A 25,378-nucleotide genomic window follows, 5' to 3' on the forward strand; every position below is an offset into this window, starting at 1 on the left:
AAGTAGGCATATTGTTAAATATTGTCTTCAATTAACTTCATTGTTCTTTTCCCAGAATTTCCATCACTATTGCCAAGTACGTCATCTAATAGCTTTTTTTTGCTACTAGACAGGTACTTATTAAATTTATTTTTCTCCAGAAGATCTAAAACAATATCTCGGAACTCGCTTGAACTCCTAGGTAAATATGCAGAATCGCCTAGATAAAATACGTAATCCTTGAGAGAATCTGGGACTTCTGAAAATAACTCTGGAGAAACCACTTGACAGCCTGAAGCAATAGCTTCGAAGACTGCTGTAGTATTAAAGCCAACCACAACACTGGCATCCAATAAAAGATCATGACCGGCACCTTCATAAACTATTTTAATATTAGATGGAATGTTATCTGACAACAAACCTACCTGCATATCAGAAAATCCAGTTTTCGTCTTGAAAAAAAACTCCACATTTGGCACTTCATGTGCAATTTTAACTAAATTTTGCGTGACTTTTTTGGCTAGACTTTCAAAGTCTTTAGTGAAACCCTCTCTATTTTGTTTTTGAGTAATTCCAGCTGTGTTCTGTATCATGAAATAAACAAGTTTAGGTTTTACCGGGTTTTGTCGATCTAATCGCTGGTTATGACTCAGATCCATCCTTGAGCAACCAGTAACAACAATCTCGCTTTGACTACTTAAACCTGAACCTAGTATAGCGTCCTTACTAATCTTGTTGTACACACTAATACCATCTATATGAAACTTTAAATGCCTTTCTTTTAGAGTTGCCACCCACAACTTCGCAGATTTCTCAGTCATTAAGCATTCTTTATGAAGTAAAATAAAATTAATTTTATTTAATTTTGACGCTTCTGCTAATTCTTTTTCTGGATAATATGTTATATTAAATTCTATAAATGCATCCAAGCCAAATAATTTTTTAAACCAAAAAAGCACCTTGGACAAATGTTTTCTATAAAGTAGTTTTTTATTCTTTATGTTCGAAGTTGCGCTACGATAATCAGAATCAGAAACAAGGCCATCTAGATAAATGGTAAATATATGCTTAACTAAAGATCTTGGAAAAAGATAATATGAGTAAGGCTTAATAGAGTTTTTCAGTGCATTTTCCACATCTTCATTCCCTCCAAGTCTGGATAAAATAATTACTTTTTTCCCTTTAAATTTATAACCTCCATTATGTCTTTTTCTCAGGGAAATCCTCCAAATAATAGCTGTCAGAATGTGCAAATTTTTTCTGGTGGAAAATTTAGATATATAATCTCTACATGTAATTAAAAAAGATTTCATTTTGAAATTTAATGAAAACATTGTGCTTATTGGTGGCTCCTTTTAAGTATGTAATCAGCAAAATCTAAATCAAATTCAGTATCTATATTAACAAAATCACCTACACAAATAAGTGCTCCACTGTTATTTCCCATTGTCAATTTATCAGTCAATAAGGTTTCTCTCTTTATAACATAAACAAAACCGTTACGACTATATACAGGCTCTAATTGTTGTCTAGCAATGATTTCTTTTCCATTTACATCATAATAGTCAAGCTTTTTACCTGTAACTGTCAATTGTTTCAATGGGTGACACTTACTATCAGCTTCAGATACCGTCCATACAGAATCATAATTTTCATTAACAAGCATCTCTATAGAATCCACAATATGTTTTTTTGTTCTAAACGGTGATGTTGGTTGAAGCATAACCACTACATCATATTTTTTTTTATCCTGTCGCTCCATTTCTTTAAGAGCGTGCGTTAAAACTTGTAAGTCAGATACCCTGTCGCCAGATAACACCTCTGGCCGCCTAAATGGAGCATCGGCGCCACCCTTGATTGCCGCCTTTGCTATTTCCTCATTATCTGTCGAAACAACAACTCTATCTAAAAAATCTACAGACAATGCAACTCGAGAAGCTATTTCCACAATTGGTACATCGCCAAGTTTCTTTAAATTTTTAAGGGGTATGCCTTTACTACCCCCTCTCGCTGGGATAACAGTCAAAATATTTAAATTATTAATCATTCTTCTACCATTAATTCCATATATATATTGTCACTTTGTTTATTTTTTTCTAAAGAAGCTTTCCAAAATGCATCTTGCATATCGTCAATGCCTTCCATAGATAATTTCCCCTTTGGCTTTCCATCTCTCAACCAATATAGCATATTTGCCATGCCATATCTATGAATAAATCTAACGTTAGCAACTCTAAATCCAGCAAACTCTGCACATTTAACAAGGCTGTATTCATCAAAATACCATCAATGCTGCGTCCTATAAAAGAATTGATAAAATTTATCTTTTAACAAGGTTGTCAATACGTCATTTCGATTGGGTGTACTTATCAATAACCGGCCTCCAGGCCTGATTAATTCTTTTATTTGTTTGAGAAATTCTACTGGATTTTTAACATGTTCAATTACTTGAATAGAAAATCCATAATCTATCGTTTCTTTCTCATTTTTTATAGCTTCAGACAAACTTGGGTAGACTTTATGGCCACGATTAGATAACAACTCTAAATACGGAGCACATGGCTCTATTCCTAGTTGATTAGAGCTTACATTTTTTAACATGTCTAACAAGCTTCCGGCACCACAACCCACGTCAAGAACATTTGCACCTCTTAAAGATTTTGGGAAAAAAGCTTCTAGGGTGTAATGCTGCATCTCATCTTGTTCAATAACTGACTGATCACCTTCTAGACTCTCCTTTAATTTCCTTCTGTACTGGCCAGTTTCATAAAATTCATCTGAAATGCAATCATCCTCTCTCAATCTTTGCACTTTACAACCAGTACATTCATAAATTATTGCAGAACTCTTACACCTTCCATAAGCTCCATCTCTTATGTCACCAGTATATATTTCGTTGAATTTTTCACCACAAATTTCACACACATTATTCATAATTTAAGCTCTTTAATCAGTTTTTTGAGTGTACCTAATAAAACTTCAGGTCTACTATTAAATCTATTCCAATTTTCTCCTATCCCAATAAACTTACAGCCTATTGATAGTGCTGCTTTTTGATCTACCTCACTATCACCTATATATGCAACTTCTGATAAAGAATAATCACTCAAAAGAAGTATTGATTTCAAGTGATCTTTCTTACTGTCTGGAGACCCCATAACCCCATCAAATAATTCATTCCAGCCTCGCATATCTATAATTCTTTGGAGGGTATCTATGGGTGTAGCCGAACTCAAAAACACTTTAACTTTTCTTCTTTTTAACTCTTTAAGGGTTTTTAACGCTCCAAGAATTTCAGGAGCATTATAAATTTTACGTTCACATATCTTTGTATACAAATCAGATAGGCATATTGCACTAATGGCAGACTTATGAGGTTTTTTAAGATTTCTAATTAAAGCATTAAAAACGCTATACCTATCACCAGAATCTGGCATAGAAAACAACTTGTCAAGTATTGAGTCTGCACCAATAATATCTTTAGTGACTTCGTAAAAAGCTCTTCTTTTTATTTCATTAGATTCAACTAACGTCCCGTCGAAGTCAAAAACAACACACTTAATCACTTTTAACTAGTTCAAATCTACCCCAATTTTTCACTGCTGTCTTACGCTCACTTCGCTCAAGATCATTAATTTTTTTATCGTTATACACCGAATCATCATTGTAATGTGTTGTTGAAACCTCTTCAACTATACAGCCATCTTTTGACCAAAATTCATGCCACACCCCTGGCTGAACTAATGCAGTTTCTCCAGGACTCATCACTCTGTGGTGACCGTCTATTACACTTTCAAAAATGCCTGACAACACTTGAAATGTTTCTTCTTTGCGTTTATGAAAATGTGACGGATGCTTTTGCCCTGGAAGGACAAGAATTAATTTTTTACAATATTCACGGTTAATGCAATCAATAATCAATGCGCCCGTTTCTCTAAAATTTTCAGCACCGTAATGATGTGAAAATTCAACACCAAATTCACTATTAAGCACTATCGAAGCTTCATTTAACATGGCCTTAAATTCATGTATTGATTTTTTCAGGGCTCTGTTTTTTACATTTTTTGTAATTGTAATACTGTCTGGAAATATTGGCTCGTTAGTCTTGAACGATTTATTAATCACAACCCCTCCGTCAATCCAAGATTCACTAGATATTTGACCGGGAACAAATGGCATTGCAAAATACACATCACTAATATCTAACAAAGAGCCCTCTTTTAAGCCTTTCTTTGCAAACACGCCTCTTTGCAGTCCTTCCAATGACTTCTTTTCTATATCAGTGGTAGGCTTCTCTACGTCTTTTGTGTTTAACCCGCATAAAGCTTCTGCATATCTATATGCTTTAAACCAGATATCTAATTGTTGTGGAGTAGACGAATATAAATTTAATTTGATATCGTCAGTCTCATATCCAACATGCCTTTCAAACATCTGAGCACCTTTGGCCATTGCAATTTGAACAGGGGCAATTTCATCTTGATTTTCATGTGTAGACCAGCCAATGGTGTGGTTTTGATATCTATCTTTTAATGTGTCAATATGATTTAAATGGAAATCTTTAGTAGGTATTGGGTAAATTGAAACACAGTGCATCAATGCAAGCTCGTTGCCACGATGATCAAAGAAGCTTACAATATCATCAATATCACCTATAGCTAAGCCACCAGTAGATGCGATAATTGGCAGCATCGCCTGTGAAATTTCTTCTAATAAAGGCCAATCTTTAGCGGAACAACTAGCTACCTTAATAATATCAAATCCCATTTCTGAAATTATTGGAACTGATTCATTATCAAATGGCGTACACATAGTTAACATTTTTTCGTCTTTGACTGCATCAAATAATACACGCCATTCTTCTAACTTTAGCTGAGTTGAAAGAAATCTTGGAATATGAATATTATCACTACCTTCTACATGCTCTGGATGAATAAAAGTATCGTATTGACGAAACTGAAACTTGATTGCTGCACGTATATTGTGTTTTCGAACCATTTTTCCACACTCTTTAATAATCTTTAGGCCATGCTCAACACTGCCCTGGTGATTATTTGCCAAATCTAAAACAAACAGATTGTTAAAATCAAAACTACTCATTACTTCCCCTTCTAAATGATTAATTATTTCAATAATGTAAGAGCTTCTATTTTATAGCCTTTGCTATAATCAATAGCTACAGGGCAACTATTCTGCTCTGACATATGTGCTGCAGATATAACCAGCATTGTATCAAGTCCACGCTCTAAGGATATTGGGGAATCCTTACTATTTCCTTCTTTTAATGCTATTTCTATGTGTTGCATTTCTTGAAAAAAATCATCCGCCCTTGTTTTGGTAATTTCAGTTGTTGACTTCTCACCATCGTTTGAAGATACAATAACCGTATCAGTTCCTGGCTTATTACCACAATGCCACTCTACATACCCGTCGCTACACTGTGCACGAGCCCATTTTCTAGTTGGCTGAGTTACAACATCCTGAACCACTCTACCAATTACACCTTTTTCTGTGCGAAATTGCAATAAACATATGCTGTCATAATTCACCACACCATCTTTCACGTATTCCATATTTGCGGATACTTCTACAATCCTGCCTATATCAGATTGTTGCGCAAAACTTTGCCAAAGGTTGATTGCGTGAGAATGTTCGCCACAAGCTCCGCCACCTTTTTCCCAATATCCAAGATATGTATCTGCAGGTCCATCTAACCAAGGATGAGCGGCAAATATTCCGCCCCAATACTCACGAAACTCAACATCTAATGTTTGAACATTTCCTACTTCTTTATTCTCTAACAAACTTGACATTTTAATTGCTGATTTACTAATAGCATGATCGTACCCAACAAAAACTGAGCAATTTGCTGCTTTTGCCTCATCAAATAACTCTTGTGCCCCTTGTAAATCTGGTGAACATAGTGGCTTCTCCACCAAAACAACCTTTGCTCCTTCTTTAACTGCAGATCTGGCTAGCTCCATATGACTATCTGGGGGTGTTCCAATAATGATAAAATCATAAACACCCCTTGGAACCTCATCAAGATTATAAAGACCTATTTGGTCATCCCATTTTCCATATCTCGCAGGATAAATGTCATTTTTTGTTCTCTCTAAGGCATCTGGATCAATATCGCATATATCAACATTCCACCCCATACGTCTTGATGCCTGAGCTAAGTGATTTCCAATTGATCCTGCACCATATATTTTTATATTTTTCATTATTATATTTACCTTTTAATTAGTATTCTCACTACTTAGAGCAAAAAAAATTAAGTTTCAACCCTTTTGCTTTAGAAATTAATATCATTATAAGCCCTATTTCTTAAGTGTTAAGTTAAGTTTATTTAATATAAAATACCTACCAACCTTTATAGCTACCGCACCAAACAATATGGCTGATTAATTGAAAAATATTTAATTTAATATAGAGGGATGAATTTTATATTATTTTCAATACAGCACCAATGAAACCAAGAAAACTAATAACATCGATCGCCACGTCATTAATTCTAATTTTATATAAAATGCATTAAGTATGGTCAAAAATAATCCAAGAGTACTATTTTTAGATCGCGATGGCGTGATCAACAAAGAGGTTGGCTATCTTTATAAAAGTGAGGATTTTGAATTTATTGATGGCGTATTTACGGCGTGTAGGTATTTTCAAGCGCAGGGATATAAACTAATCATCGTTACCAACCAATCGGGCATTGCTAGAGGCTATTACCAGAAAGAGGACTTTCATAAATTAACTCAGTGGATGTTGGTGCAGTTTGGCAATCAAGGTATTGATATATTGGATGTATTTTTCTGCCCGCATGGTCCAGAATCAGATTGTACATGTCGAAAACCAAAGCCTGGAATGCTGCTAGAAGCGCGTGATAAATTTAATATTGACATGGAAAATTCTTGGATGGTTGGTGATAAAGAGGCGGATATCAGTGCTGCCAATGCAGCTGGCATTAGTAGCACTATTTTGGTTAAAAGTGGCCATCAAGTTGATGAAGTAAACTCTAGTGCAAAATTTATATTAAAATCCATTAAAGACAGCATTCAAATTATCACTTAAACCTATGACATATAGCAATACAGATTTCAATAATAAAACCATTTTAATTACCGGCGGAGCAGGTTTTATTGGTAGCAATTTAGCTTTTTATTTCCAAGATAATTATCCTGATTCACGTGTTGTGGTGTTTGATTGCTTTAGAAGTGAAGTGACCTTTGCAAATGGTAACTTACAAAGTTTTGGTCATTATAAAAATCTCATCGATTTTACTGGCGATGTAGTCTGTGGCAATATTAATAGTAAGCCTGATTTAGCGCTACTGGATGATTACAAATTTGATTACATGTTCCATCAGGCAGCAATTTCAGACACGCGTGTGTATGATCAAGAAATTGTCATGCAAACCAATGTTAACTCATTTTATGACTTGCTTAATAAAGCAAAAAATGATGATGCTGTCATGGTGTATGCAAGCTCTGCTGCCACTTATGGTAGCCTCCCATCGCCGCAAACTGTTGGCATAGAGAATCCTGAAAACCCTTATGGATTTAGTAAATATATGATGGATCAAATTGCCTATCGCTATAGTCGTGAAAATCCTGATATGACTATTGTTGGCTTAAAGTTTTTCAATGTTTATGGACCACGCGAATATTACAAGGCAAAAACCTCTTCAATGGTGATTCAACTTGGACATCAAATCTTAGATGGAAAAGCGCCAAAATTATTCGAAGGCTCAGATCAAATATTACGAGATTTTATTAATATTGAAGACGTCATACAAGCTAATATCAAAGCCTGCAACCCTAAGCAAAATGGCACTTATAACGTCGGCACCAGCAACCCTAGGAGTTTTCAAGATATTGCTGATATCTTACAACACGAACTGGGTACAGATTTGGGTACAGACTACATACCCAACCCATATGACGGTTATCAAATGCACACGCAAGCTGACATTAGCACGACACAAACCAACTTAGGTTTTGAACCAGTAGTTTCTCTAGAGGTAGGTATTAAAGCTTATATTCCTGATATTAAGCGTTTGCATGGAACGGATATTTCATAAAATATTTGCTTTAGTCATAAAGTGATAGTATAGTATCACTTTATGAAAATAGAATTAGTTACCACACTTAAACGACAGGCAACCAAGATACTCTCTGATCTGCATGCTTCTAAAGAGCCTGTACTGATCACTGAGCACGGGGTTCCTTCAGCTTATTTAATTGATGTTGATGATTATGAGCTAACAAAAAGGCGCATAGAAATTCTTGAAGGTATTGCTCGTGGCGAAACCGCAATTCTTGAAAGGCAACTGTACTCACAAGAAGAGGTTGAAGAAAAAATGGAAAAATGGCTAAAGTAATTTGGACTGAATCCGCCCTATCAGAACTCAATTTTATTGTTCAATATATTTCCCTAGATAAGCCTAGTGCCGCAAATAAATTAATTAAAAAAATTCTAAGCGCAACCAAACAGCTCGAATTATTTCCAGAATTAGGGCGAACGCCATCAGAAATTAGCCATCTAAATTATTTGGAAATCATTGTCAATCCTTGTCGAATCTTTTATCGAATAGATGATAATAAAGTCTATATTGTTTATATAATGAGAGGCAAACAAGATTTAAAAAAATACCTTCTAAATGGTTAATATGCTAAATTTACAAAACAAAACACCTAAACTATTAGTCATTGGCGATCTAATGATTGATCATTACTTATGGGGTTCGTGCGAGAGAATTTCACCCGAAGCGCCCGTACAGGTTGTAAATGTTAAAAGCGAGAGTGTGGTTCTTGGTGGTGCTGGCAACGTCATTAAAAACCTTAATGCGCTAGGCGCACAAGTTGATGTGATTAGCGTGGTTGGTGGCTGTGAAATCTCTGACGAACTTAAAGCATTACTTACTGACATTAAAGTTAGTAGTCAATATTTAATCACTCAAAAAGATCGCATTACCAGCAAAAAAAGCCGGATTATTGCCGCGCAACAGCAAGTCGTACGCTACGATAGAGAAAGTACTGATGAAATTAGCAGTGAATCACAAAAACAGATTTTAGCGTCTTTTAAAGACATTATTTCTAATTATGACTGCATTTTATTGTCAGATTATGGAAAAGGTGTATTAACGTTTGAACTCACTCAAGCCTTAATTACGCTTGCTAATAAAAATGGCAAAAAAGTATTAATCGACCCAAAAGGTTTGGATTATTCAAAATACAAAGGTGCTTATTTACTCACACCAAACAAAAAAGAAGCTAGTGAGGCCACTAATATTAATATTGTTGATGATGAAGGTCTAACTCAAGCAATCACTCAACTAAAAGACGAGTGCGACTTAGATGTTTCGTTAATAACCCTTAGTGAAGATGGTGTAGCAATTTATGACGATAATCTACGCACCCACCCAACCGTAGCTAGAGAAGTGTTTGATGTCACGGGTGCGGGCGATACTGTACTTGCTTCATTGGGTTTTGCCTTAGCTTGTGATGTTGGTATTGATGATGCTGTCAAGTTTTCCAACCTTGCCGCTGGTGTTGTTGTGGGTAAAATTGGTAGCGCTACAGCCACTTTAAATGAAATCATTGAATACGAATCAAGTTTGAATAAATCCACTAGCGACGAGCACATTAAAACGCTTGATGAAATCACCCTATTAAGTAAAGAATTAAAAGCCAGAGATAAAAAAATTATCTTTACTAATGGCTGTTTTGACATCCTACACGCTGGCCATGTACGCTACTTAGAAACTGCCAAAAGTTATGGTGATATCCTAATATTAGGGCTTAATTCTGACAGATCCGTCACTGCACTAAAAGGGGAAAATCGCCCCATTAACGTGCAATTAGACAGAGCCTATATATTAGCAGCGCTTGAGGCAGTTGATTATGTCGTAGTGTTTAATGAAGACACGCCGTATGATTTAATAAAAGCCATAAAACCACATACTTTAGTAAAAGGCGGAGACTACGAAGGAAAGCAAGTAATTGGCCAAGATATCGCTGATGAGCTGAAACTGGTACAGTTTGTTGATGGCAAAAGCACCACCAAAACCATTGAGAAAATCCAACAAGGAAATTAAAATGAAAACCGTTATCGAATTTGAATTTAATGAGCATTTAAAAACAGCTCAGGCAACTCTAGAATACATCGCCGCTCCGCTAGAAATTGCAGCTAATTTATGCATTGATAGCCTTAATCATGGTGGAAAAATTTTAATCTTTGGTAATGGTGGTAGTGCAGCCGATGCTCAACATATTGCTGCAGAACTGGTTGGACGATATAAAGTTGAACGAAAAGGTTTACCAGCTATTGCTCTGACCACTGACACTTCAGCACTAACATCAATCGGTAACGACTATGGCTATAAACACGTATTTGATCGCCAAGTTGAAGCGCTTGCTAATAAAGGTGATGTGGTTATTGGCATTAGCACTGGCGGCAGTAGTGGCAATGTGATTAGCGCACTAACACTTGCAAAAGAACTAGGATGCAAAACCATTGGCTTTAGTGGCCGAGATGGCGGCGAAATGAATACTGTTTGCGATATCAACTTAGTCGTTCCTGCTGTGGATACTCCGCGCATTCAAGAAATGCACATTGTTATCGGGCATACCATTTGCCATTTAATTGATCTAGAATTTAGTCGTTGAAGGCTTTCCTTTAGAGGGACTTAACCGAATCTAACACGTCTACTGCTTTAATGAGATTCATACAATTATGATGTCCTAATGGGCAAGTACGCTTCATACAGGGCTGACAATCTAAATTTTTCTTTACAATTAAACTTTTTTCATTCATCCATTGCGATGTTTCATCGTCTTTAGTCGGGCCAAAAATCGCCACCGTTGGCACTTCAAAAGCCGCCGCTACATGCATCGGGCCACTATCCCCCGTGATAAATAAATCAAGATGTGAAATGTGATTAATTAACTCTGGAATAGTGGTTTTTCCTGCTAAATTTTGATAATTTTTAACACTTTTTTCAAGCAATAATTTTTCGATATCCATGACAATGTCCACTTCATCCTCCCCACCAAAAATAACAATATCATATTGCCCAGACAGCTCACTAGCCACTTTTGCAAACTCTTCAGGGTGCCAACGCTTGGCACTACCGTATGATGCACCAGGATTAATGCCGAGTATCGGCAATGATGAATTGTTAATGCTTAATTTTAAATTATCCGCATGTAAAACTAATTTACCGGCAGGAAAATTAGACTTTAAGCTGTCATTGATAAAATCGTTATATTTTTCTACTTGATGGCGGTATTGATACTTGTTTTTATCGAATTGATACTTGTTTTTAGCTGATATTAAAAATTTCAGAAATTTTGTACGCAGTGAACTTCTAAACGAAAAAAATGCATCAAATTCACCTAATTCCCTTGTAATTTTGTACAAAACCCCGTATTTCTTATCTAAAACCACTGTTTTAAACACTTTTTGATGATTTTTCATCGCTTCAATCGCTACAAAAGAGCCAATAAAGGTAATTTTTACGTCATTGTCAAAATTTACGATATTTTCGATCGCCGGCGTTGCCATAACGCAATCACCTAGCCAAGTTGGCAGCTCAATTAGTATTTTCATTACTCGATTAATTTATAATGTTTTTTACCCAGATCCAATCCAAATAGCTTTTCAAGCTTGAGTGATAATCTGTGTTTTTTTTGCTTGCTGGTTAATTTATAATCAGGATTGGCTTGAAATATACCTTTTTCTTTAGGTAACCAATCTTGCATTATGGCAGGATGAGTGCCGTTAAATTCATTAATAATTTTTTGATCTATTTGAGAATAATCTATTTTTACAGGTTTAGACCCCCAATATTTATTCACCTTTTGGCTTTTTAGGTTCATTTGCTCTTCACTACGAACCCAGCCATAATGATAACAACATGCACCCGTGTGTTTTGCTTTTGGATATCTACCATTTTTATTGCTATCTAGCACCAGCCAAAATAAACCATCTGGCGCATATGACCTGACCGAATTTTTAATAATTCTAGCTTCTGACCGGTACCATCCAGGAGAGTTAAGGCAGCTGTTGGCATTGCCATAAAAATGATAAAAATCAAAGACTAGCGCTTCCACTTCGGGATTATCTACATGTGTTTGCATTGACGCTCTGATTTTATCTAAATCATCTTCATGATAAACTTCATCGCCTTCAATATAAAATGCCCAATCCCCTGTACAATTAAACTGAGCAATCATCTTCTGCTGACCATAAACATAACCACGATCATGCATATTGTCATTCCATATTGACTGAATGATACGAATTTTTGGATTTTTTATTGATTGTATAAGTGCTAAAGTATCGTCCTCACTGTCACCAACATTGATGACAAATTCATCAACAATTGAAAGGATAGATTGAATAGATTGAATAAAAGGATAGCCTAATATTTGTCCATTTTTGATAAAAGTAAAAGCACTGACTTTCATAATTTTATTTGCGTGTTACCCGATAACCCTCAATGAATAGTTCATCGATATTGCAATCAATAAAATCAACTACTGCATCATTAGGGGTTCTTACGATTGTTCTGCCATGTAAATTGAAAGAGGTATTAAGACTAACACCATAGCCGGTAATATTTTTAAGCTCTTTGAGATATCGATAATAGTTAGGATTGTCCTGCTCTTCTACAAATTGAGGTCTGGCTGTACCATCCACATGCACTGCACAAGGCAAATTCTTAATATGATCTTCTTTCATTCTAAAGGCAATGGCCATATGCTTATGAGGAAAACTCTGCTTAAATAACCTTTCTCGCTCCTCTTCTAGAATTGAAGGACAAAATGGCTGATAAGAGGGACGACGTTTAACTGTTGAGTTAATTCTTTGTCTAGTGTCTTCCATCATGGGGTTGCCAATAATAGAACGATTTCCTAGCGCCCTGGGGCCGAACTCCATCTTGCCGTGAAATAAAGAGCAGATCTTGCCTTCAGCAACAGATTTTGCAGCCTCTTCCGGCCAATTGCTCTCTAAATCTTCAACAATTATATTATCAAAACTATCGAGCGCTAATTTGACCTGCTTGCGAGAGTACTCATCTCCAAAAAATGGCATTATATGATTTTTTAGCCAATCAAGATTTTCACCCAAATCCAATGCTGTTAAAATTGCACTACCTATTGCTAGGCCATCATCACCCATGGCAGGCATTACATAAATATTTTTAAAATTAGTTCTTTCATAAATATTTAAGCTCATAATGATATTAGCAGCAACGCCGCCAGAAAGACATAAATTTTGAACTGGATATTGGCTATAAGTTACATTTAAATATTCAACAACTGTATCTTCAAGATAGGTTTGTATTACTGCACAAAAATTTTCATCGCCAATTTTATTACGCTGATCCTTAAGCCAATCTAATGTATAAAATGGAATTATTTTTTCCTTATCATACTTAATGCTTAAGCTACTTTTATCAATTTTAGTGATGCCTTTTAGTTGTGCTAGTAATACCTTATCAGCCTTACCAAAGGCTGCTAAGGCTTCAACTTTACCCTCGTCACTATTTGGCCTTAAATCCATTGCTTTGGTAAAATAATTGTATAACCTGCCAATAGACAAAAACCAATCATCCTTACCTAAAAAATCTGCTGTAGATTTTCCAATTAGCTTATATTCTTTACCATTAGTAAATAAAAACATTTTACTAAAGTAGCCATCCCCTTGACCATCTAGGGTGAGTGCTATTGCTTTTTTTCCATTAAAACTTGATAAATAATATGAAGGAATGGCATGACATAAATGGTGGTCATAAAAGAACACTTCTTTAGGGTTAATATTATGTTTTGAAAAATTATCTTTTATATATCTGGTAAATGCTAATTTATTTGTTTTTGGCGTCTCTTTAACCAACGCCCTTTTGTATTTTGCGGTGTAATATGACTTAACTGCTGAAAAATTGGTAAATAATGCCTTAAAAATTAGACGATTTTTCTCTTTTCTTGATATAGATAAATCTTTAATAAATTTAGGTTGAATAATTGACCTGATAGATTTTTCAATGTCCTTATTGTAGGTCATTTTTTCTCTTAGCTCACCATCATGGCCTTTATCTTCAAAATCACTATAAGAGTGCGCAACATAATCTACATTATGAAACTGATATTTTTCCAGTATAGGAGTGATATCCATATTATCATGCTTGATTCTGGTAACCCTCTCTGTACTCATGGCAAAAATACTTTTCTTCTGGGTATCTAATGCGCACAATGCGCTATCATGCCCACAATATTTAGTTCCAATAATTACCATTATTCAATCTCTTTAATCAACTCTAAACTACTTTGAACAACATCATACACACTGTAGCCTTGTATGGTCTCTTTATCATTAGAAAATACCGACTTGTTTAACAATGATTTTGGCGCCCACAACCTGTAATTATTCTTATTTGCAGTGTAGATTGAAACAGACGGAATATTGAAAGCAGATGCGATATGAATTATCGAGGTATCGGGAGATATAACTAAATCTAGCTCTGAGATAAGGGCTGATACCTCAAGTATTGAAAAATATGATGACACTACATAATTAAGCCCCATATATTTTATTAATTTTTCTATCTTTCCTTCATCACCTGGTTTGGAGAGGATAATTATCAAAATCTTTGCATTCTTTTGATAAATTCCTTGACATATAGCCCTTAAATTATCAGGGTTAATTTCTCCATTGTGACTATAGCCCTCTAAATTAATGCCAATTTTTATTTTTTCAGAAGATGTATTTTTAATGAAATTTTTGGCAATGCCCCTTTGATTATCACTAAGAAAAATATCATATTTAGATGATTTCGATTTTAAATTAAAAACACCCAGAGTTTCTAGACATATATCACTCCAATGATCTTTTTTATTTTCTTTAGTATAAAAATCATACACCTTTAGCTTTTCTGCATCAACATTGTATCTGCCATACTTCTTGAAAACTGACGCAACAAGTTTAGGTTTGATAATTTTGGTAATAAGTATAGCGCGAGTAACTACTTTTGCTTCAAATTCAAAACATACATCGAATTTACGCTTTCGTAATTTAAATAAAACTGGAAGGAGCTTTAACCAATTATTGGTATAAGTGTATATATTGTCAATATAAGGGTTATTACTCAATATGGCCTTATTAACACTACTTGCTAATACAGAAATACTAATATGGGGATAAGATTTTTTCAACTCTCTAAATACTGGCGTACAAACCACCATATCTCCAATTTTGTCGTACTTTAAAAAGATTACACTATCAATTCCATTTGCATCAATAACAGAAATCTGACTTCTGACTAAAGATGTTAAAAAAATACCTTTTATAGTTTTAATTAACGACATGAATAAAATTAATGCTCAACTTTTTTTAGCATGTCTAAACCAAACCTAACAACATCAGCAACACTATAATCATATAATCCGTGTTTACTTTTAGCAAAAACTGTTCTATTTAAGGTTGATGTAGGTCTCCATAGCCTGTAGCTATCAGGATTATTCTCATGTATGGATACTACTGGCTTGTCAAATGCCGATGCAATATGAACAATTGATGTATCAGGTGTAATAATTAGGTCTAGTTGCTGTATTAATGCGGAGACATCAAGAATTGTATTTGTTTTGTAGCTTTCGATAACATAATCAAGATTCATATCAATTACTTGATCGCTAATAGCGTGTGAATTTTCAGGTGTAGATAGAATGATGATTTGAATATTCTCATTGCCCTTATAAAGGCCTTCGCAAATCTCCTTTAATTTATCAAATTTTATTCTTTTATCAACTATAGCACCTTCAACATTAATACCAATTATTTTTTTATTATGAAAACCTTTTAAAAAATTTATTGCACATTGCTCTTTCTCTCTGGTAAGAAATAATTCATATTTTTTTGACTTCGCCGAAACTCCTAATGGAGATAGCACCGACAACCAAATATCTCTAAAATGCGCACTCTTTGGCCTTTCAGTGTAAAAATCATACAATGTTAGCTCGTTACCCTTGACGCCATACCTTCCATCTTTTTTTACAGAAATTATTGCTTTTGGTTTGATAATTTTTAATCGTATTATGGCATGTGGCACTACAGAATGATCAAATTCTACACAGACATCAAAATTTTTCATTCTCAATTTTAACAAAGTAAAAAGATCACTAAATAAATTATTTTTATAGTTGGTTTCTATCACATCAATATGGGGGTTATTGACTAAAACACCCTTATTAATTTTGCTAGCCAATACTGTAATAGTTACATTGGGATTCGCAAGTTTTAGCTCTCTAAAGACAGGAGTAGTTACAACCATATCTCCAATTCGATCATAACGAAAGAATAGAATTGTTTTTGCCTGCTTAATATCAAAACTAGCTGGACTCTTCCTTGTTAGCAGTCTTAATAGATAGGCTTTAAAAGGTTTTTTACTCGTTGCCATAAATTAGTCTTTAATTTTGGTTATCATCTCTAAACTAGCTCTTACAATCTCATCGACACTATAGTCAAATAATCCATGCTCGCTCTTGGAAAATACTGTTTTATTCATAGTTGAAGTTGGCTTCCAGAGTCTATAGCTGTCTAAATTATTTTCATGTATTGTTACTAATGGCTTATTAAAAGCAGATGCAATATGAACAATTGATGTGTCGGGTGTAATAATTAGGTCTAGTTTCTGTATTAATGCAGAAACATCCAATATAGAAAAATAAGATGGGATGACAAAATCAAGCCCTAATTCGACTAATAAATGATCAATTTTTTGCTTTTGATTGGGTAAGGCTAATATGATAATTTTGATATTCTGGTAACCTTTATGTATTCCCTTGCAAATTTGCCTTAGTTCTTTTAGTTGGATTTGTTTTTCCTGAAAAGAACCCTCCAAATTTATGCCTATTTTTAATTCTTTATCAAAATGAGAAAGAAATCCTTGGGCCTTTTCTCTTTCATGTTTACTTAGAAATAAATCATATTTTTCAGAAACTGGATTAATACCAAAGAAAGTCAGAGTTTGAAGCCATATTTTTCCAAAATTATCTTTTTTATTTTTTAACGTATGAAATTTATAAAGCTCTAATTCACTGCCTCTTGTGCCATACCTACCATCTTTATGTATAGAAAGAACCACTTTTGGATTTATTATCCTAAGTCTAAGAATAGAATGATAGACAACCGAATGTTCAAGCTCAATACAAACGTCGAATTTCTTTCTCCTTAAAAAGAATAGCATTTTTAAATCGTTAATGAGATTATCTTTATTATTAATGAAAATATCTTTAATATATGGATTGTATCTAATCACGCCTTGGTTAGCATTGCTCGCTATAACTGAGATATCGATGTTGGGATATGCTAACTTTAATTCTCTAAAGATGGGTGTAGTTACAAGCATATCACCAATTCTATCATACTTTAGAATAAGCACTTTCTTCACCTTGCTAAGATCGAGAGGTTTGTTATTTTTTTTAGTTAGTAACTTTAAAAGGCGAGCTTTAAATCGTTTTTCTTTGTGTGGCATATGGATACAATGATTTATTTTTGGGTCATGACAACTTAAGCGACTCTTTTCTAAACATTCCAAGCAAAACTTTATAAATATTTTGCTTGCGATTATTAAATCTAAATTCGCATTCTTTTAAGTGTAAATTAAACATACTTTTATCCATTCCTTTAAACTTTACCAATCTATTTTTAGCATAACCCCAGAATGATTCAATTCCATTAATATGTGAATTACCTCTGGCAAATTCATTCTTACTATGATGCACTCTAAAGTGCTTCTTATAATCAAAATCTACAAGCCCATTATACCCGCGCCATCCATCTGAATGAATAACGCTATCAATACTAGTCTTACCCTTGATAATCCTTTGCAGGGTGGCGCTACTACAGTCTGGAACTATTTCAGTGTACACTTGATCGCCACGTTTCAATAAACCAAATACTATTGTTTTACCCCTGGCACCACGGCCGCGTTTTCCGCGGACGCGCCGTGCGCCAAAATAACTTTCGTCAACTTCAATCTGACCCACTAAAGGATCAGATTGAAGCAAAGATAACTCTAAAATTCTAAGTCTAATAGCAGTTAAATATTTGTTAATTGTTTGCCTGCTTAAACTTGTTAAATGAGAGATTTGAGTTGCACTCGAATCCTCAGAAAACAACAAAATTATTTGCCTAAATTTGGCCTCTGAAATACGTGAACGAATCACATACTTGTTTTTTACTTTCATGACGGTACTTTAACAGGTTTTTAAACATGCTTAAGTTGTCATGACCCTTATTTTTTAATCTTTTAAATATTTATTAATGCCATCATCGCACCAATTCAATCGATTGGCAATACTATATTGTAATATAGCATCATTACCATGTAGGCTCCCCCTAGAGCTTTCATGATGAAACAAATGGTATTGAATGGCCTTAAAACGTAATGTTTTACGAAAAACTCCATAATTAAATAATCTCACAACAAATTCACTGTCTTCTCTACCCCAGCCTTCAAAATTTTCATTAAATCCATTAACTGAAATGCAATCACTCTTAAAGAAAGACATGTTGCATGTCTTTATACCTTTAAGATGTGTTTTTTTAGAAGAGAAAATTCTAGATAATTGATTAGAATACAAGCTGTTCTTTTGATTTTTAAGTCCATTATCAAGAAAATAAAAATAGGTTGTTTGATTATTTATCGCCAAATCAGTTCTTTCTTTTGTCAATAAAGATCGCTTACCCTGGATGAGATATCCTTTTTGCGCATGCTCGAGATGATCTGCAACAAAATGAGTATGGAGCACCATATCGCCATCAATCAACACTATATATTCTTGTGTTGAAGTGGCAATGGCCTTATTTCTAGATTTTGCAGCCCTAAAACCCTTGTCTTCTTGCCAAGAATGCTGAATATTTAAAATATTTTTACTCTGAAAATTATCAATAATAGCTTGAGTTTTATCATCACTACCGTCATCAGCAATAATAACTTCTGCAGGTAATACAGTTTGTCGTTCCACACTTAATAATACTAATTCGAGTGCTTTGGGGCGATTGTATGTCGTTATTATCAAACTGCATTTCATTTATTACATGCCTTATGGATCAAGAATTTAGGTAACATTTAACCACAATTAAACACCAAAAAAAATGCATGTATAAAATATCTGCCTATATTATTACTTACAATGAAATTGATAAAATCACTGACTGTATTAACAGTGTTTTATGGGTAGATGAAATTATTGTTATTGATTCTCATAGTACTGATGGTACCACTGAAATAGCTGAAAAATTGGGGTGCAAAGTCATTCATATTCCATTTGAAGGGTATGGGAAACTTAGAAATGAGGCAATTAAACACTGCTCAGGCGAATGGATTCTAAGCTTGGACTCTGATGAGAGGTGCACAACAGAGTTTCGTGACGAGGTCATGCATATCACGGAAAATAGCAACTATGATATTTACAAAGTGCCTAGAAAGAATTACTTTATGGGTCGGTGGATAAGACACTCCGGTTGGTACCCCAACTTTAGACAACCACAACTCTTTCGCAATGGAAAAATGTCTTACACTTTGGATCCTGTCCATGAAGGGTATGTTAAAAATAGTAACAAAGATGTTCAAACTACTAGAAGCTTTATCTGGCAGTTCCCCTTCAAGAACACCGAAGAAATTATGCATAAAGCCAATCGATATTCAACATTAGGCGCAAGAAAATTAAATTCAAAAGGTACTGTAGGTAGCGTTAATAAGGCTTTCTTTCACGGTCTCTGGGCTTTTATAAAGCACTATATTTTTAAATTTGGATTCTTAGATGGCGGTGCAGGGTTTGTTATTGCCTTTGGTAATTTTGAAGGAACTTTTTACCGATATCTTAAACTGTCAGAAATACAATTCAAATGGGAAAAACCTCCAACAATAAATCCTATTAACAAGGCTAGTTAGATGTTTAGGAATTTATAGGCATTATCATATTGAGTTAGAATACTTTCAACTGAAATTTTCTTAACATCTAACTCGTCAAAATTTGAGAAAGCAACGACAGAATGTGTCAATTGCATTTCAGGTGTCAATCTGGCAAACAAAGGTATGATAGGCGTACCTACGGCGTTAGCTGCATGCATCAATCCCCCATCACAGCACAATAACACCTGGGAATCTTTAATAACACTTGCTGTTTGTACAAATGTTAATTGGTTTACCATATTGACAATATTTTTTTTGCCGTGTGCACTTATCAACTCGTTAGCAATTTCCATAGCATTACTTGATCCAACCAAGGCAATGTTAAGTGCGCTTGACCTTGCAAATAACCCATCAATTACATCAGACCATTTGTCGTAGGTTCGATAATCCCACTCACCGCCTAATGCAATAGCAATATACTTATTTAGAGATTGAAATACAGGTGTAGCGACAGCATCTTTTGAAAAGTTCATTGTTGCTCTGGCAGTTGAATTTATTTCAGTTTCTGACTCCGAATACCCTAATAATTGATTCATTCGATGAAAACTAAATAAAGCCCTATTCACCTCTGGACCATTGTAATATCCATACATACCGACAAAAGGTGTCTTCGGTTGCACTTCTGATTTGATTTTCATACTCTTAGTACTGTATGAATCAATAATCACCAAATCATATTGATGATCTTTCAATTGATTTATGTTCGTTACAACTTTTGAAAAAATGTGATCTTGTTGATAAATATGTGCATTTTTAATGTCTGTAAATAAAACAACCTTTTTGTCGCTTAACATCGCCCTACTAGAAAGGTCCATAAGACTATCCCCAAGGCTTGGGGCTGATTTATTGATCCACAAAATTCGATGATGCCGCTGATAAATTTGATCAACTTCTAAATTATTTTGCCCCTTAAGCAAGAGGTACAAATAACGCTTAACAAACTTAATGTAACGCTTAACGATAGATGTATTTTTAATAAATTCTGTCGTATAGCTTGGAATATCATATCGAAAAGGGAAAGTGTATGTCCGCTTAAAACTAGAGAGTTTCATGCCATTTTCTTATTTGTTCAAATACAATCTTAGGGTTGATTTTATCGAGACATTCACTATGTCCGTGCTTGTCATCACAACCAGCATTGCCACATGCTACACAAGGCATATTAGCTTGAAATATGGTGATATTCCCATAAGTTTGTATTGGTGTATCTCGGCTTGTTGCTTTGCGTAATTGATTACACCAAGGTGACCACATTCTTAAATTTGTAGGGCCAAATATAGAAAACACAGATTTGTCTTGAGCGGCCGATATATGCATGTTTAAAGTATCTACACCAATATAACCACTCGATAAGTCACTTAATGCCATGTATTCTTCTATTGTGGTCTCTCCAATAAAATCATAAATATTATTCAAAAGGGGTAGGGTTTTTTTGATTTTATTATCAATTTTGCTTTTACCTCCGGTTATCACAATGGGGGTATTTAGATTATTTAATAAAGCCAATAATTGGTTGCGTAAATCAACAGGATAAACTTTATACTCGTATTGCGCTGATGGATGGAATATTAAAAAATGACGAATATTTCTTAATGCTAATTTTTCTTTAACGATCTTTCCCGATAAATTGCTATATTTTATTGGGATAACCGTTTTATTATGCCTAATTCCTAATAGTTGCAACGGTTTTAAATTATTGATTAAGATATGATCACTCAAATTAAAAAAATAAAATTGGCTTAATAATCGCCTCTTCCACCAAGATTTACCATTATCAGGCTCAATAGCACTAATAGAATGCTTGGCAAATAATAGTGCGTACAGAACACTCCTGTCACTAGCTGTTAAGTTGATACTTATATCATATTTATTAAATAATTTAGAAATCAACTTTCTTTCCTGCCTCCATCTATTCTCTTGTTTTTGACGGTATGAAAAGGTGTGTATTTGACGGATATTGGCAATAGTTTTTGCAATTGGCAATGTGTCATCATTCACCAATAAATCAATTTCAGAATTTTTATAATGTTGATAAAGTGATTGTATTAGAGTATTGCTGAGGAACACATCCCCATTAGATCGCTGAATAATAACTAGAATTTTTTTACTTTCTTGCAAAATCTTTATACAAGAATGAACTAAAAAATACAAATAAAAATGTTGTAAAGTGGCCTAGGAGGTAAGAGTCACTCAACATAATTACTAAAAAAAGTATCGGTAAAGCAATACCTGTGTTCTTTAAAAAAGTAGATTTATTTTCTTTAGCAAATTGCACCTGGAAATAAAAAATAGACAAGAGACTTATCAGGCCCAATACGCCTAATTGCGTTAATACGAGTATATACATATTATGTGGATTCACCGTATCTAAAGAATTGGGTGTATTAAGGGCTTTAACTTTTTTATACTCATTAGGAAAATCTCCAGTACCAATGCCAATCAAAGGATTCTCTTTAAATATCTCCCAAGAGTTCATGGCAAATACAAATCTATCACCAATAGAGGACCTAGATCCACTCCACAAGTCGGGATTTAGGGCCTCTTTAACAGCCTGATCAGTCCTTTGTTGAAAAATCTCGCTTGTCTGATAAGCAGAAAATAAAATACTAGCCACAACCACAGTTGAAACAACTAGAGCTAAGAGTTTTTTCTGATAATATTGAAAAAATAACAAAATAATCATTACAAAAAATACAACTTGTCCTGCACGACCGCCAGTAATAAACATATTAATACTCATAGTAATAGCAAAAAAAGAGTATATAAACCTGGCCATACTATTAATACTAGTGTTGAAAAATACTTCATGTAACAACAGGTAAATTGCAAATGCCAAAAATGGATTATAAGAAATATGACTCATGAAAGGGGTTGGATTTAGAACGCTAGCTGTTTTAAAAGGGTCAATAACCTCAAACCAAATTAGATAGGATGTTATTTCTGAAATTGTCATGGCTAGTAAAAAGGCTGACACATAATACTTAATGTATTCTTTTTTTGTAACTGTCAATAAGATTGGAAGAAAAATGAAAAAATCTATCATTTTCTTAACAATATGTAAACCCCATTTAATATCCTCAGTCCACAATAGTCCAGCAACATGTAAAAAAAAGAAAATAATTGATGCAACTAAAACTTTATTTGACCGGATTTTATTAAGCTTATTTTTATAATCACCTGAAAAAAGCCACAACAGGACAATACTCACCATCATCAAATTGCCGCCAGCCACCGTTAATGGCAATAAAAAAGCCAAAGCGATCAGTAAATATTGATACACTTGATCAATGCGGAAAGTATTTGAATTCATAGTAGTCAATTGATTACAAATAATAAAGTATACCAATGCTTATACTGCATAGTGCTAAAACTCTCCTTCCAAATAAACTTTATTTATTACCTTAAGAGTCTTGGATAAATTTTTATCAACAGAAAACTCTTTAGACTTTCTAATATTGTTATTCTTTTCCTTTTCTAATAATTCTGGATCTAAAAATAATTTTTCAATACTTTTAACAATAGAAAAGTCATTGGAGGTTTCCATAATCCGATTTTTACTTAAAACTTCAGAAGCACCGTTTTGTTTAGTGGTAAATACTACATTGCCAAAACTCATGGCCTCAAGTATGACATTCGAAAATGGCTCATAGTGCGTAGGTAGAATAAAAATATCACTTATAGAATAAAAATCATCAACATCATCTCTAGCACCGGTAAATATTATTTTATCTTCTATACCTAATTGCTTAGATAGGGCGTAATAATGGCGCATATTTTTTTCTTTGCCAATTACAAAAGCCATCAAATCTAAATGTTTAAGATTATGCACAATTTGAAGGAATTCTTCTACGCCTTTGCGCTTAAATCCGCTACCGACATATAACAAAAAATGCTGGTTTTTATTAATTTTAAACTCTTTAGATAACTTACGAAATGCCTGGATTGAATCCATGTCTTTATAATTAATGCCATTATAGATCACATCAATTTTATTTGGATCGATAGCATAGATATCGACAATTTCTTTTTTTATCATCTTGGAATTTGCAATAATTCTTTTAGCATTACTAAAGCATTGTTTTTCTATAAAAAGATATATTGGATGTAAGAGATTTAGCCTTGATTTATTTTGAGTCTTTAAAAATACCTTATGAACGCCATCACCAGCGCGATATATATCTGGACAAGTAATCCTTTCCAAGGAAAAGTAAAACTTACTATCTCTAAACAAACAAACTTGTAAATTAAATAAAATGACCCTTAACCATGACGGCAGAAATTTAGGAAATATAGAATTAATAATTTCATGATTAATATTTTTCTTGGTCAATAACTCAGATAATCGATGCAAGTAATTCTCAGCACCTCCATGCTTAGTTTTGTTTGCTCGTACAAAAAATATAGTGTTTACAGTTTTTTTCATGAATTGAACTTATTCTGAATTGCTTTACGACTTATAACAAAATCATCCCAAGAATCTCCTTTTTCTATTTTATTAAATAATGTCGTAACATAGTCCTTCTTTAACTTTGAATTGTCATTATGCCCAACACTTCCAATATGATACCAGCTATCATCGAGCACCATTAAATCCTCCACTACACCGACACCTGGAATGTTGATGCTTACCTGGGACGCCGATGAGAAATTCATGTTTCTATCATCATACCCATGATACAAAGAATCATAGTTACCGCCACCAGTATCTAATCCGTTTGCAAAATCATACATAAAATATAAATTTGATTTTTTAATTTTTGTGTAGTTATACATGCAATAGCCTGCCCATAAATACCATGCATCTGGGTTTTTCCTTTGTAATCCTTCTCTATGCCAGCCATAAAAATCTTGATCTTTAATTGCATTCAAGAGGCTAAAACCTTTTATCGGAATTAGATCATGGTCAATAAATGCGAAAATATTTGGTTTAATAGCTTTAACTACATTCTCATACACCCACTGCATAGCCAGCGAATGAGATCTGTTTACATGTAATGTTTTATTTTTAGGTAATGAAAAATATAATGCGTTCAAATCATGGCAAACGCTCTTTATTTTATTCTTTTTAGATTGGTCCCTAGAATTATCAAAAATAATAATTGTAGCATCCTTTATATTTTCCTTTGATATTTTCAACTGCCATTCGATTACCCAAGGCTGCTCAAATGCAATAATCAATATGATATTTTTTCCAGAAAGGTGCTTACATTTTTTTAAAAAAGAATCAAGATTTTTACCTTTTTTAGCAACATATAAAGTAGTAACAAAATAATTCCTAATATATTTAATCAAGTACTTAATTGGTTCCAATTTAACCCAGCTAATGAATTGATATGAACTAAGTTTTCTCATTATTAATGCCTTGAATTTATTGAGTAAATTTTAACTGTTTGCTTGTAATAAAATAATGTTTAA

The 25,378-nt window shown here is 33.9% G+C and carries 26 protein-coding genes; 7 read left to right on the plus strand and 19 right to left on the minus strand.

The window, feature by feature from the left end; genetic code table 11:
* Nucleotides 1–14 precede the first annotated feature (14 nt).
* The 6 genes from SP60_RS02365 to SP60_RS02390 all read right to left on the minus strand — a co-directional run bounded on the left by SP60_RS02365 (nt 15) and on the right by SP60_RS02390 (nt 6,206).
* Nucleotides 15–1,292 (minus strand): hypothetical protein, encoded by a 1,278-nt coding sequence (locus tag SP60_RS02365; protein WP_158403320.1) that lies wholly within the window; start codon nt 1,290–1,292, stop codon nt 15–17.
* 26 nt (nt 1,293–1,318) lie between these two features.
* Entirely contained in the window at nt 1,319–2,026 is a 708-nt protein-coding gene (locus tag SP60_RS02370; protein WP_053951114.1) for an acylneuraminate cytidylyltransferase family protein, read from the minus strand.
* 239 nt (nt 2,027–2,265) lie between these two features.
* The gene (locus SP60_RS02375; protein WP_053951115.1) at nt 2,266–2,913 is read right to left on the minus strand and encodes a class I SAM-dependent methyltransferase; all 648 of its coding nucleotides are present in this window, start codon (nt 2,911–2,913) and stop codon (nt 2,266–2,268) included.
* Complete coding sequence (locus SP60_RS02380) at nt 2,910–3,545, minus strand: HAD family hydrolase (RefSeq protein WP_053951116.1); 636 nt, start codon at nt 3,543–3,545, stop codon at nt 2,910–2,912. Before SP60_RS02380 ends, SP60_RS02375 begins: the two co-directional genes overlap by 4 nt.
* Nucleotides 3,538–5,079, minus strand: a complete 1,542-nt coding sequence (locus tag SP60_RS02385; RefSeq protein WP_082319625.1) for a D-lyxose/D-mannose family sugar isomerase — start codon at nt 5,077–5,079, stop codon at nt 3,538–3,540. Before SP60_RS02385 ends, SP60_RS02380 begins: the two co-directional genes overlap by 8 nt.
* A 23-nt stretch (nt 5,080–5,102) precedes the next feature.
* On the minus strand, nt 5,103–6,206 hold the full coding sequence (locus tag SP60_RS02390; RefSeq protein ID WP_053951118.1) for a Gfo/Idh/MocA family protein: 1,104 nt from the start codon (nt 6,204–6,206) through the stop codon (nt 5,103–5,105).
* Between the two features lie 316 nt (nt 6,207–6,522).
* On the opposite strand from SP60_RS02390, the gene gmhB reads away from it, so the two are divergent.
* Genes gmhB through gmhA form a run of 6 tightly spaced genes read left to right on the plus strand, consistent with a single transcriptional unit; the run spans nt 6,523 to nt 10,652 of the window.
* On the plus strand, nt 6,523–7,056 hold the full coding sequence (gene gmhB / locus SP60_RS02395) for a D-glycero-beta-D-manno-heptose 1,7-bisphosphate 7-phosphatase (protein ID WP_053951119.1): 534 nt from the start codon (nt 6,523–6,525) through the stop codon (nt 7,054–7,056).
* 4 nt (nt 7,057–7,060) lie between these two features.
* A complete protein-coding gene (rfaD, locus tag SP60_RS02400; RefSeq protein ID WP_053951120.1) occupies nt 7,061–8,065 on the plus strand; it encodes an ADP-glyceromanno-heptose 6-epimerase in 1,005 nt (334 codons plus the stop codon).
* A 42-nt stretch (nt 8,066–8,107) separates the two neighbouring features.
* Nucleotides 8,108–8,365: a type II toxin-antitoxin system Phd/YefM family antitoxin gene (locus tag SP60_RS02405; RefSeq protein ID WP_053951121.1), complete on the plus strand. Its 258-nt coding sequence runs from the start codon at nt 8,108–8,110 to the stop codon at nt 8,363–8,365.
* Nucleotides 8,353–8,652: a type II toxin-antitoxin system RelE/ParE family toxin gene (locus SP60_RS08225; RefSeq protein ID WP_082319675.1), complete on the plus strand. Its 300-nt coding sequence runs from the start codon at nt 8,353–8,355 to the stop codon at nt 8,650–8,652. The genes SP60_RS02405 and SP60_RS08225 overlap by 13 nt, the downstream gene beginning before the upstream one ends.
* Before the next feature lies 1 nt (nt 8,653).
* Nucleotides 8,654–10,081 (plus strand): D-glycero-beta-D-manno-heptose-7-phosphate kinase, encoded by a 1,428-nt coding sequence (gene rfaE1 / locus SP60_RS02410; RefSeq protein WP_053952196.1) that lies wholly within the window; start codon nt 8,654–8,656, stop codon nt 10,079–10,081.
* A 1-nt stretch (nt 10,082) separates the two neighbouring features.
* Entirely contained in the window at nt 10,083–10,652 is a 570-nt protein-coding gene (gene gmhA, locus SP60_RS02415; protein ID WP_053951122.1) for a D-sedoheptulose 7-phosphate isomerase, read from the plus strand.
* Between the two features lie 10 nt (nt 10,653–10,662).
* Here gmhA and waaF read toward each other — a convergent pair whose 3' ends face one another.
* From waaF to SP60_RS02455, 8 genes are read right to left on the minus strand one after another with little or no spacing between them, the layout of a single operon-like run.
* Entirely contained in the window at nt 10,663–11,595 is a 933-nt protein-coding gene (gene waaF / locus SP60_RS02420; protein WP_053951123.1) for a lipopolysaccharide heptosyltransferase II, read from the minus strand.
* Nucleotides 11,595–12,455 (minus strand): glycosyltransferase family protein, encoded by an 861-nt coding sequence (locus SP60_RS02425; RefSeq protein WP_053951124.1) that lies wholly within the window; start codon nt 12,453–12,455, stop codon nt 11,595–11,597. The genes waaF and SP60_RS02425 overlap by 1 nt, the downstream gene beginning before the upstream one ends.
* Before the next feature lie 4 nt (nt 12,456–12,459).
* Nucleotides 12,460–14,283: a carbamoyltransferase N-terminal domain-containing protein gene (locus SP60_RS02430; protein WP_053951125.1), complete on the minus strand. Its 1,824-nt coding sequence runs from the start codon at nt 14,281–14,283 to the stop codon at nt 12,460–12,462.
* On the minus strand, nt 14,283–15,353 hold the full coding sequence (locus SP60_RS02435) for a glycosyltransferase family 9 protein (RefSeq protein ID WP_053951126.1): 1,071 nt from the start codon (nt 15,351–15,353) through the stop codon (nt 14,283–14,285). The genes SP60_RS02430 and SP60_RS02435 overlap by 1 nt, the downstream gene beginning before the upstream one ends.
* Nucleotides 15,354–15,361: 8 nt before the next feature.
* Nucleotides 15,362–16,441: a glycosyltransferase family 9 protein gene (locus tag SP60_RS02440; RefSeq protein ID WP_053951127.1), complete on the minus strand. Its 1,080-nt coding sequence runs from the start codon at nt 16,439–16,441 to the stop codon at nt 15,362–15,364.
* A 3-nt stretch (nt 16,442–16,444) separates the two neighbouring features.
* Nucleotides 16,445–17,518: a glycosyltransferase family 9 protein gene (locus SP60_RS02445; RefSeq protein WP_053951128.1), complete on the minus strand. Its 1,074-nt coding sequence runs from the start codon at nt 17,516–17,518 to the stop codon at nt 16,445–16,447.
* Between the two features lie 25 nt (nt 17,519–17,543).
* Nucleotides 17,544–18,233 (minus strand): IS1595 family transposase, encoded by a 690-nt coding sequence (locus SP60_RS02450; protein ID WP_053951129.1) that lies wholly within the window; start codon nt 18,231–18,233, stop codon nt 17,544–17,546.
* Between the two features lie 54 nt (nt 18,234–18,287).
* Nucleotides 18,288–19,079 (minus strand): glycosyltransferase family 2 protein, encoded by a 792-nt coding sequence (locus SP60_RS02455; RefSeq protein ID WP_053951130.1) that lies wholly within the window; start codon nt 19,077–19,079, stop codon nt 18,288–18,290.
* Between the two features lie 68 nt (nt 19,080–19,147).
* Between SP60_RS02455 and SP60_RS02460 the strand changes: the two genes are divergently transcribed.
* Entirely contained in the window at nt 19,148–19,942 is a 795-nt protein-coding gene (locus SP60_RS02460; RefSeq protein WP_053951131.1) for a glycosyltransferase family 2 protein, read from the plus strand.
* Here the strand turns inward: SP60_RS02460 and SP60_RS02465 are convergent.
* From SP60_RS02465 to SP60_RS02485, 5 genes are read right to left on the minus strand one after another with little or no spacing between them, the layout of a single operon-like run.
* Entirely contained in the window at nt 19,939–21,015 is a 1,077-nt protein-coding gene (locus tag SP60_RS02465; protein WP_053951132.1) for a glycosyltransferase family 9 protein, read from the minus strand. The genes SP60_RS02460 and SP60_RS02465 overlap by 4 nt on opposite strands.
* Nucleotides 21,002–22,081 (minus strand): glycosyltransferase family 9 protein, encoded by a 1,080-nt coding sequence (locus tag SP60_RS02470; RefSeq protein WP_053952197.1) that lies wholly within the window; start codon nt 22,079–22,081, stop codon nt 21,002–21,004. The genes SP60_RS02465 and SP60_RS02470 overlap by 14 nt, the downstream gene beginning before the upstream one ends.
* Entirely contained in the window at nt 22,068–23,273 is a 1,206-nt protein-coding gene (locus tag SP60_RS02475) for an O-antigen ligase family protein (protein ID WP_053951133.1), read from the minus strand. The genes SP60_RS02470 and SP60_RS02475 overlap by 14 nt, the downstream gene beginning before the upstream one ends.
* A gap of 54 nt (nt 23,274–23,327) precedes the next feature.
* Nucleotides 23,328–24,386: a glycosyltransferase family 4 protein gene (locus SP60_RS02480; RefSeq protein WP_053951134.1), complete on the minus strand. Its 1,059-nt coding sequence runs from the start codon at nt 24,384–24,386 to the stop codon at nt 23,328–23,330.
* Nucleotides 24,383–25,315 (minus strand): hypothetical protein, encoded by a 933-nt coding sequence (locus tag SP60_RS02485; RefSeq protein ID WP_053951135.1) that lies wholly within the window; start codon nt 25,313–25,315, stop codon nt 24,383–24,385. The genes SP60_RS02480 and SP60_RS02485 overlap by 4 nt, the downstream gene beginning before the upstream one ends.
* Nucleotides 25,316–25,378 lie beyond the last annotated feature (63 nt).

The sequence above is a fragment of the Candidatus Thioglobus autotrophicus genome, from assembly GCF_001293165.1.
Classification (GTDB): domain Bacteria; phylum Pseudomonadota; class Gammaproteobacteria; order PS1; family Pseudothioglobaceae; genus Thioglobus_A; species Thioglobus_A autotrophicus.

Coding starts and splice junctions, on each gene's coding strand:
- SP60_RS08225 (WP_082319675.1), top strand. CDS start 8,353: ATGGCTAAAGTAATTTGGACTGAATCCGCCCTATCAGAACTCAATTTT.
- SP60_RS02365 (WP_158403320.1), bottom strand. CDS start 1,292: ATGAAATCTTTTTTAATTACATGTAGAGATTATATATCTAAATTTTCC.
- SP60_RS02385 (WP_082319625.1), bottom strand. CDS start 5,079: ATGAGTAGTTTTGATTTTAACAATCTGTTTGTTTTAGATTTGGCAAAT.
- SP60_RS02460 (WP_053951131.1), top strand. CDS start 19,148: ATGTATAAAATATCTGCCTATATTATTACTTACAATGAAATTGATAAA.
- SP60_RS02480 (WP_053951134.1), bottom strand. CDS start 24,386: ATGAAAAAAACTGTAAACACTATATTTTTTGTACGAGCAAACAAAACT.
- gmhA (WP_053951122.1), top strand. CDS start 10,083: ATGAAAACCGTTATCGAATTTGAATTTAATGAGCATTTAAAAACAGCT.
- SP60_RS02405 (WP_053951121.1), top strand. CDS start 8,108: ATGAAAATAGAATTAGTTACCACACTTAAACGACAGGCAACCAAGATA.
- SP60_RS02485 (WP_053951135.1), bottom strand. CDS start 25,315: ATGAGAAAACTTAGTTCATATCAATTCATTAGCTGGGTTAAATTGGAA.
- SP60_RS02430 (WP_053951125.1), bottom strand. CDS start 14,283: ATGGTAATTATTGGAACTAAATATTGTGGGCATGATAGCGCATTGTGC.
- SP60_RS02375 (WP_053951115.1), bottom strand. CDS start 2,913: ATGAATAATGTGTGTGAAATTTGTGGTGAAAAATTCAACGAAATATAT.
- gmhB (WP_053951119.1), top strand. CDS start 6,523: ATGGTCAAAAATAATCCAAGAGTACTATTTTTAGATCGCGATGGCGTG.
- SP60_RS02465 (WP_053951132.1), bottom strand. CDS start 21,015: ATGAAACTCTCTAGTTTTAAGCGGACATACACTTTCCCTTTTCGATAT.
- waaF (WP_053951123.1), bottom strand. CDS start 11,595: ATGAAAATACTAATTGAGCTGCCAACTTGGCTAGGTGATTGCGTTATG.
- rfaE1 (WP_053952196.1), top strand. CDS start 8,654: ATGCTAAATTTACAAAACAAAACACCTAAACTATTAGTCATTGGCGAT.
- SP60_RS02450 (WP_053951129.1), bottom strand. CDS start 18,233: ATGAAAGTAAAAAACAAGTATGTGATTCGTTCACGTATTTCAGAGGCC.
- SP60_RS02435 (WP_053951126.1), bottom strand. CDS start 15,353: ATGTCGTTAATTAAAACTATAAAAGGTATTTTTTTAACATCTTTAGTC.
- SP60_RS02440 (WP_053951127.1), bottom strand. CDS start 16,441: ATGGCAACGAGTAAAAAACCTTTTAAAGCCTATCTATTAAGACTGCTA.
- SP60_RS02455 (WP_053951130.1), bottom strand. CDS start 19,079: ATGAAATGCAGTTTGATAATAACGACATACAATCGCCCCAAAGCACTC.
- SP60_RS02445 (WP_053951128.1), bottom strand. CDS start 17,518: ATGCCACACAAAGAAAAACGATTTAAAGCTCGCCTTTTAAAGTTACTA.
- rfaD (WP_053951120.1), top strand. CDS start 7,061: ATGACATATAGCAATACAGATTTCAATAATAAAACCATTTTAATTACC.
- SP60_RS02370 (WP_053951114.1), bottom strand. CDS start 2,026: ATGATTAATAATTTAAATATTTTGACTGTTATCCCAGCGAGAGGGGGT.
- SP60_RS02390 (WP_053951118.1), bottom strand. CDS start 6,206: ATGAAAAATATAAAAATATATGGTGCAGGATCAATTGGAAATCACTTA.
- SP60_RS02475 (WP_053951133.1), bottom strand. CDS start 23,273: ATGAATTCAAATACTTTCCGCATTGATCAAGTGTATCAATATTTACTG.
- SP60_RS02425 (WP_053951124.1), bottom strand. CDS start 12,455: ATGAAAGTCAGTGCTTTTACTTTTATCAAAAATGGACAAATATTAGGC.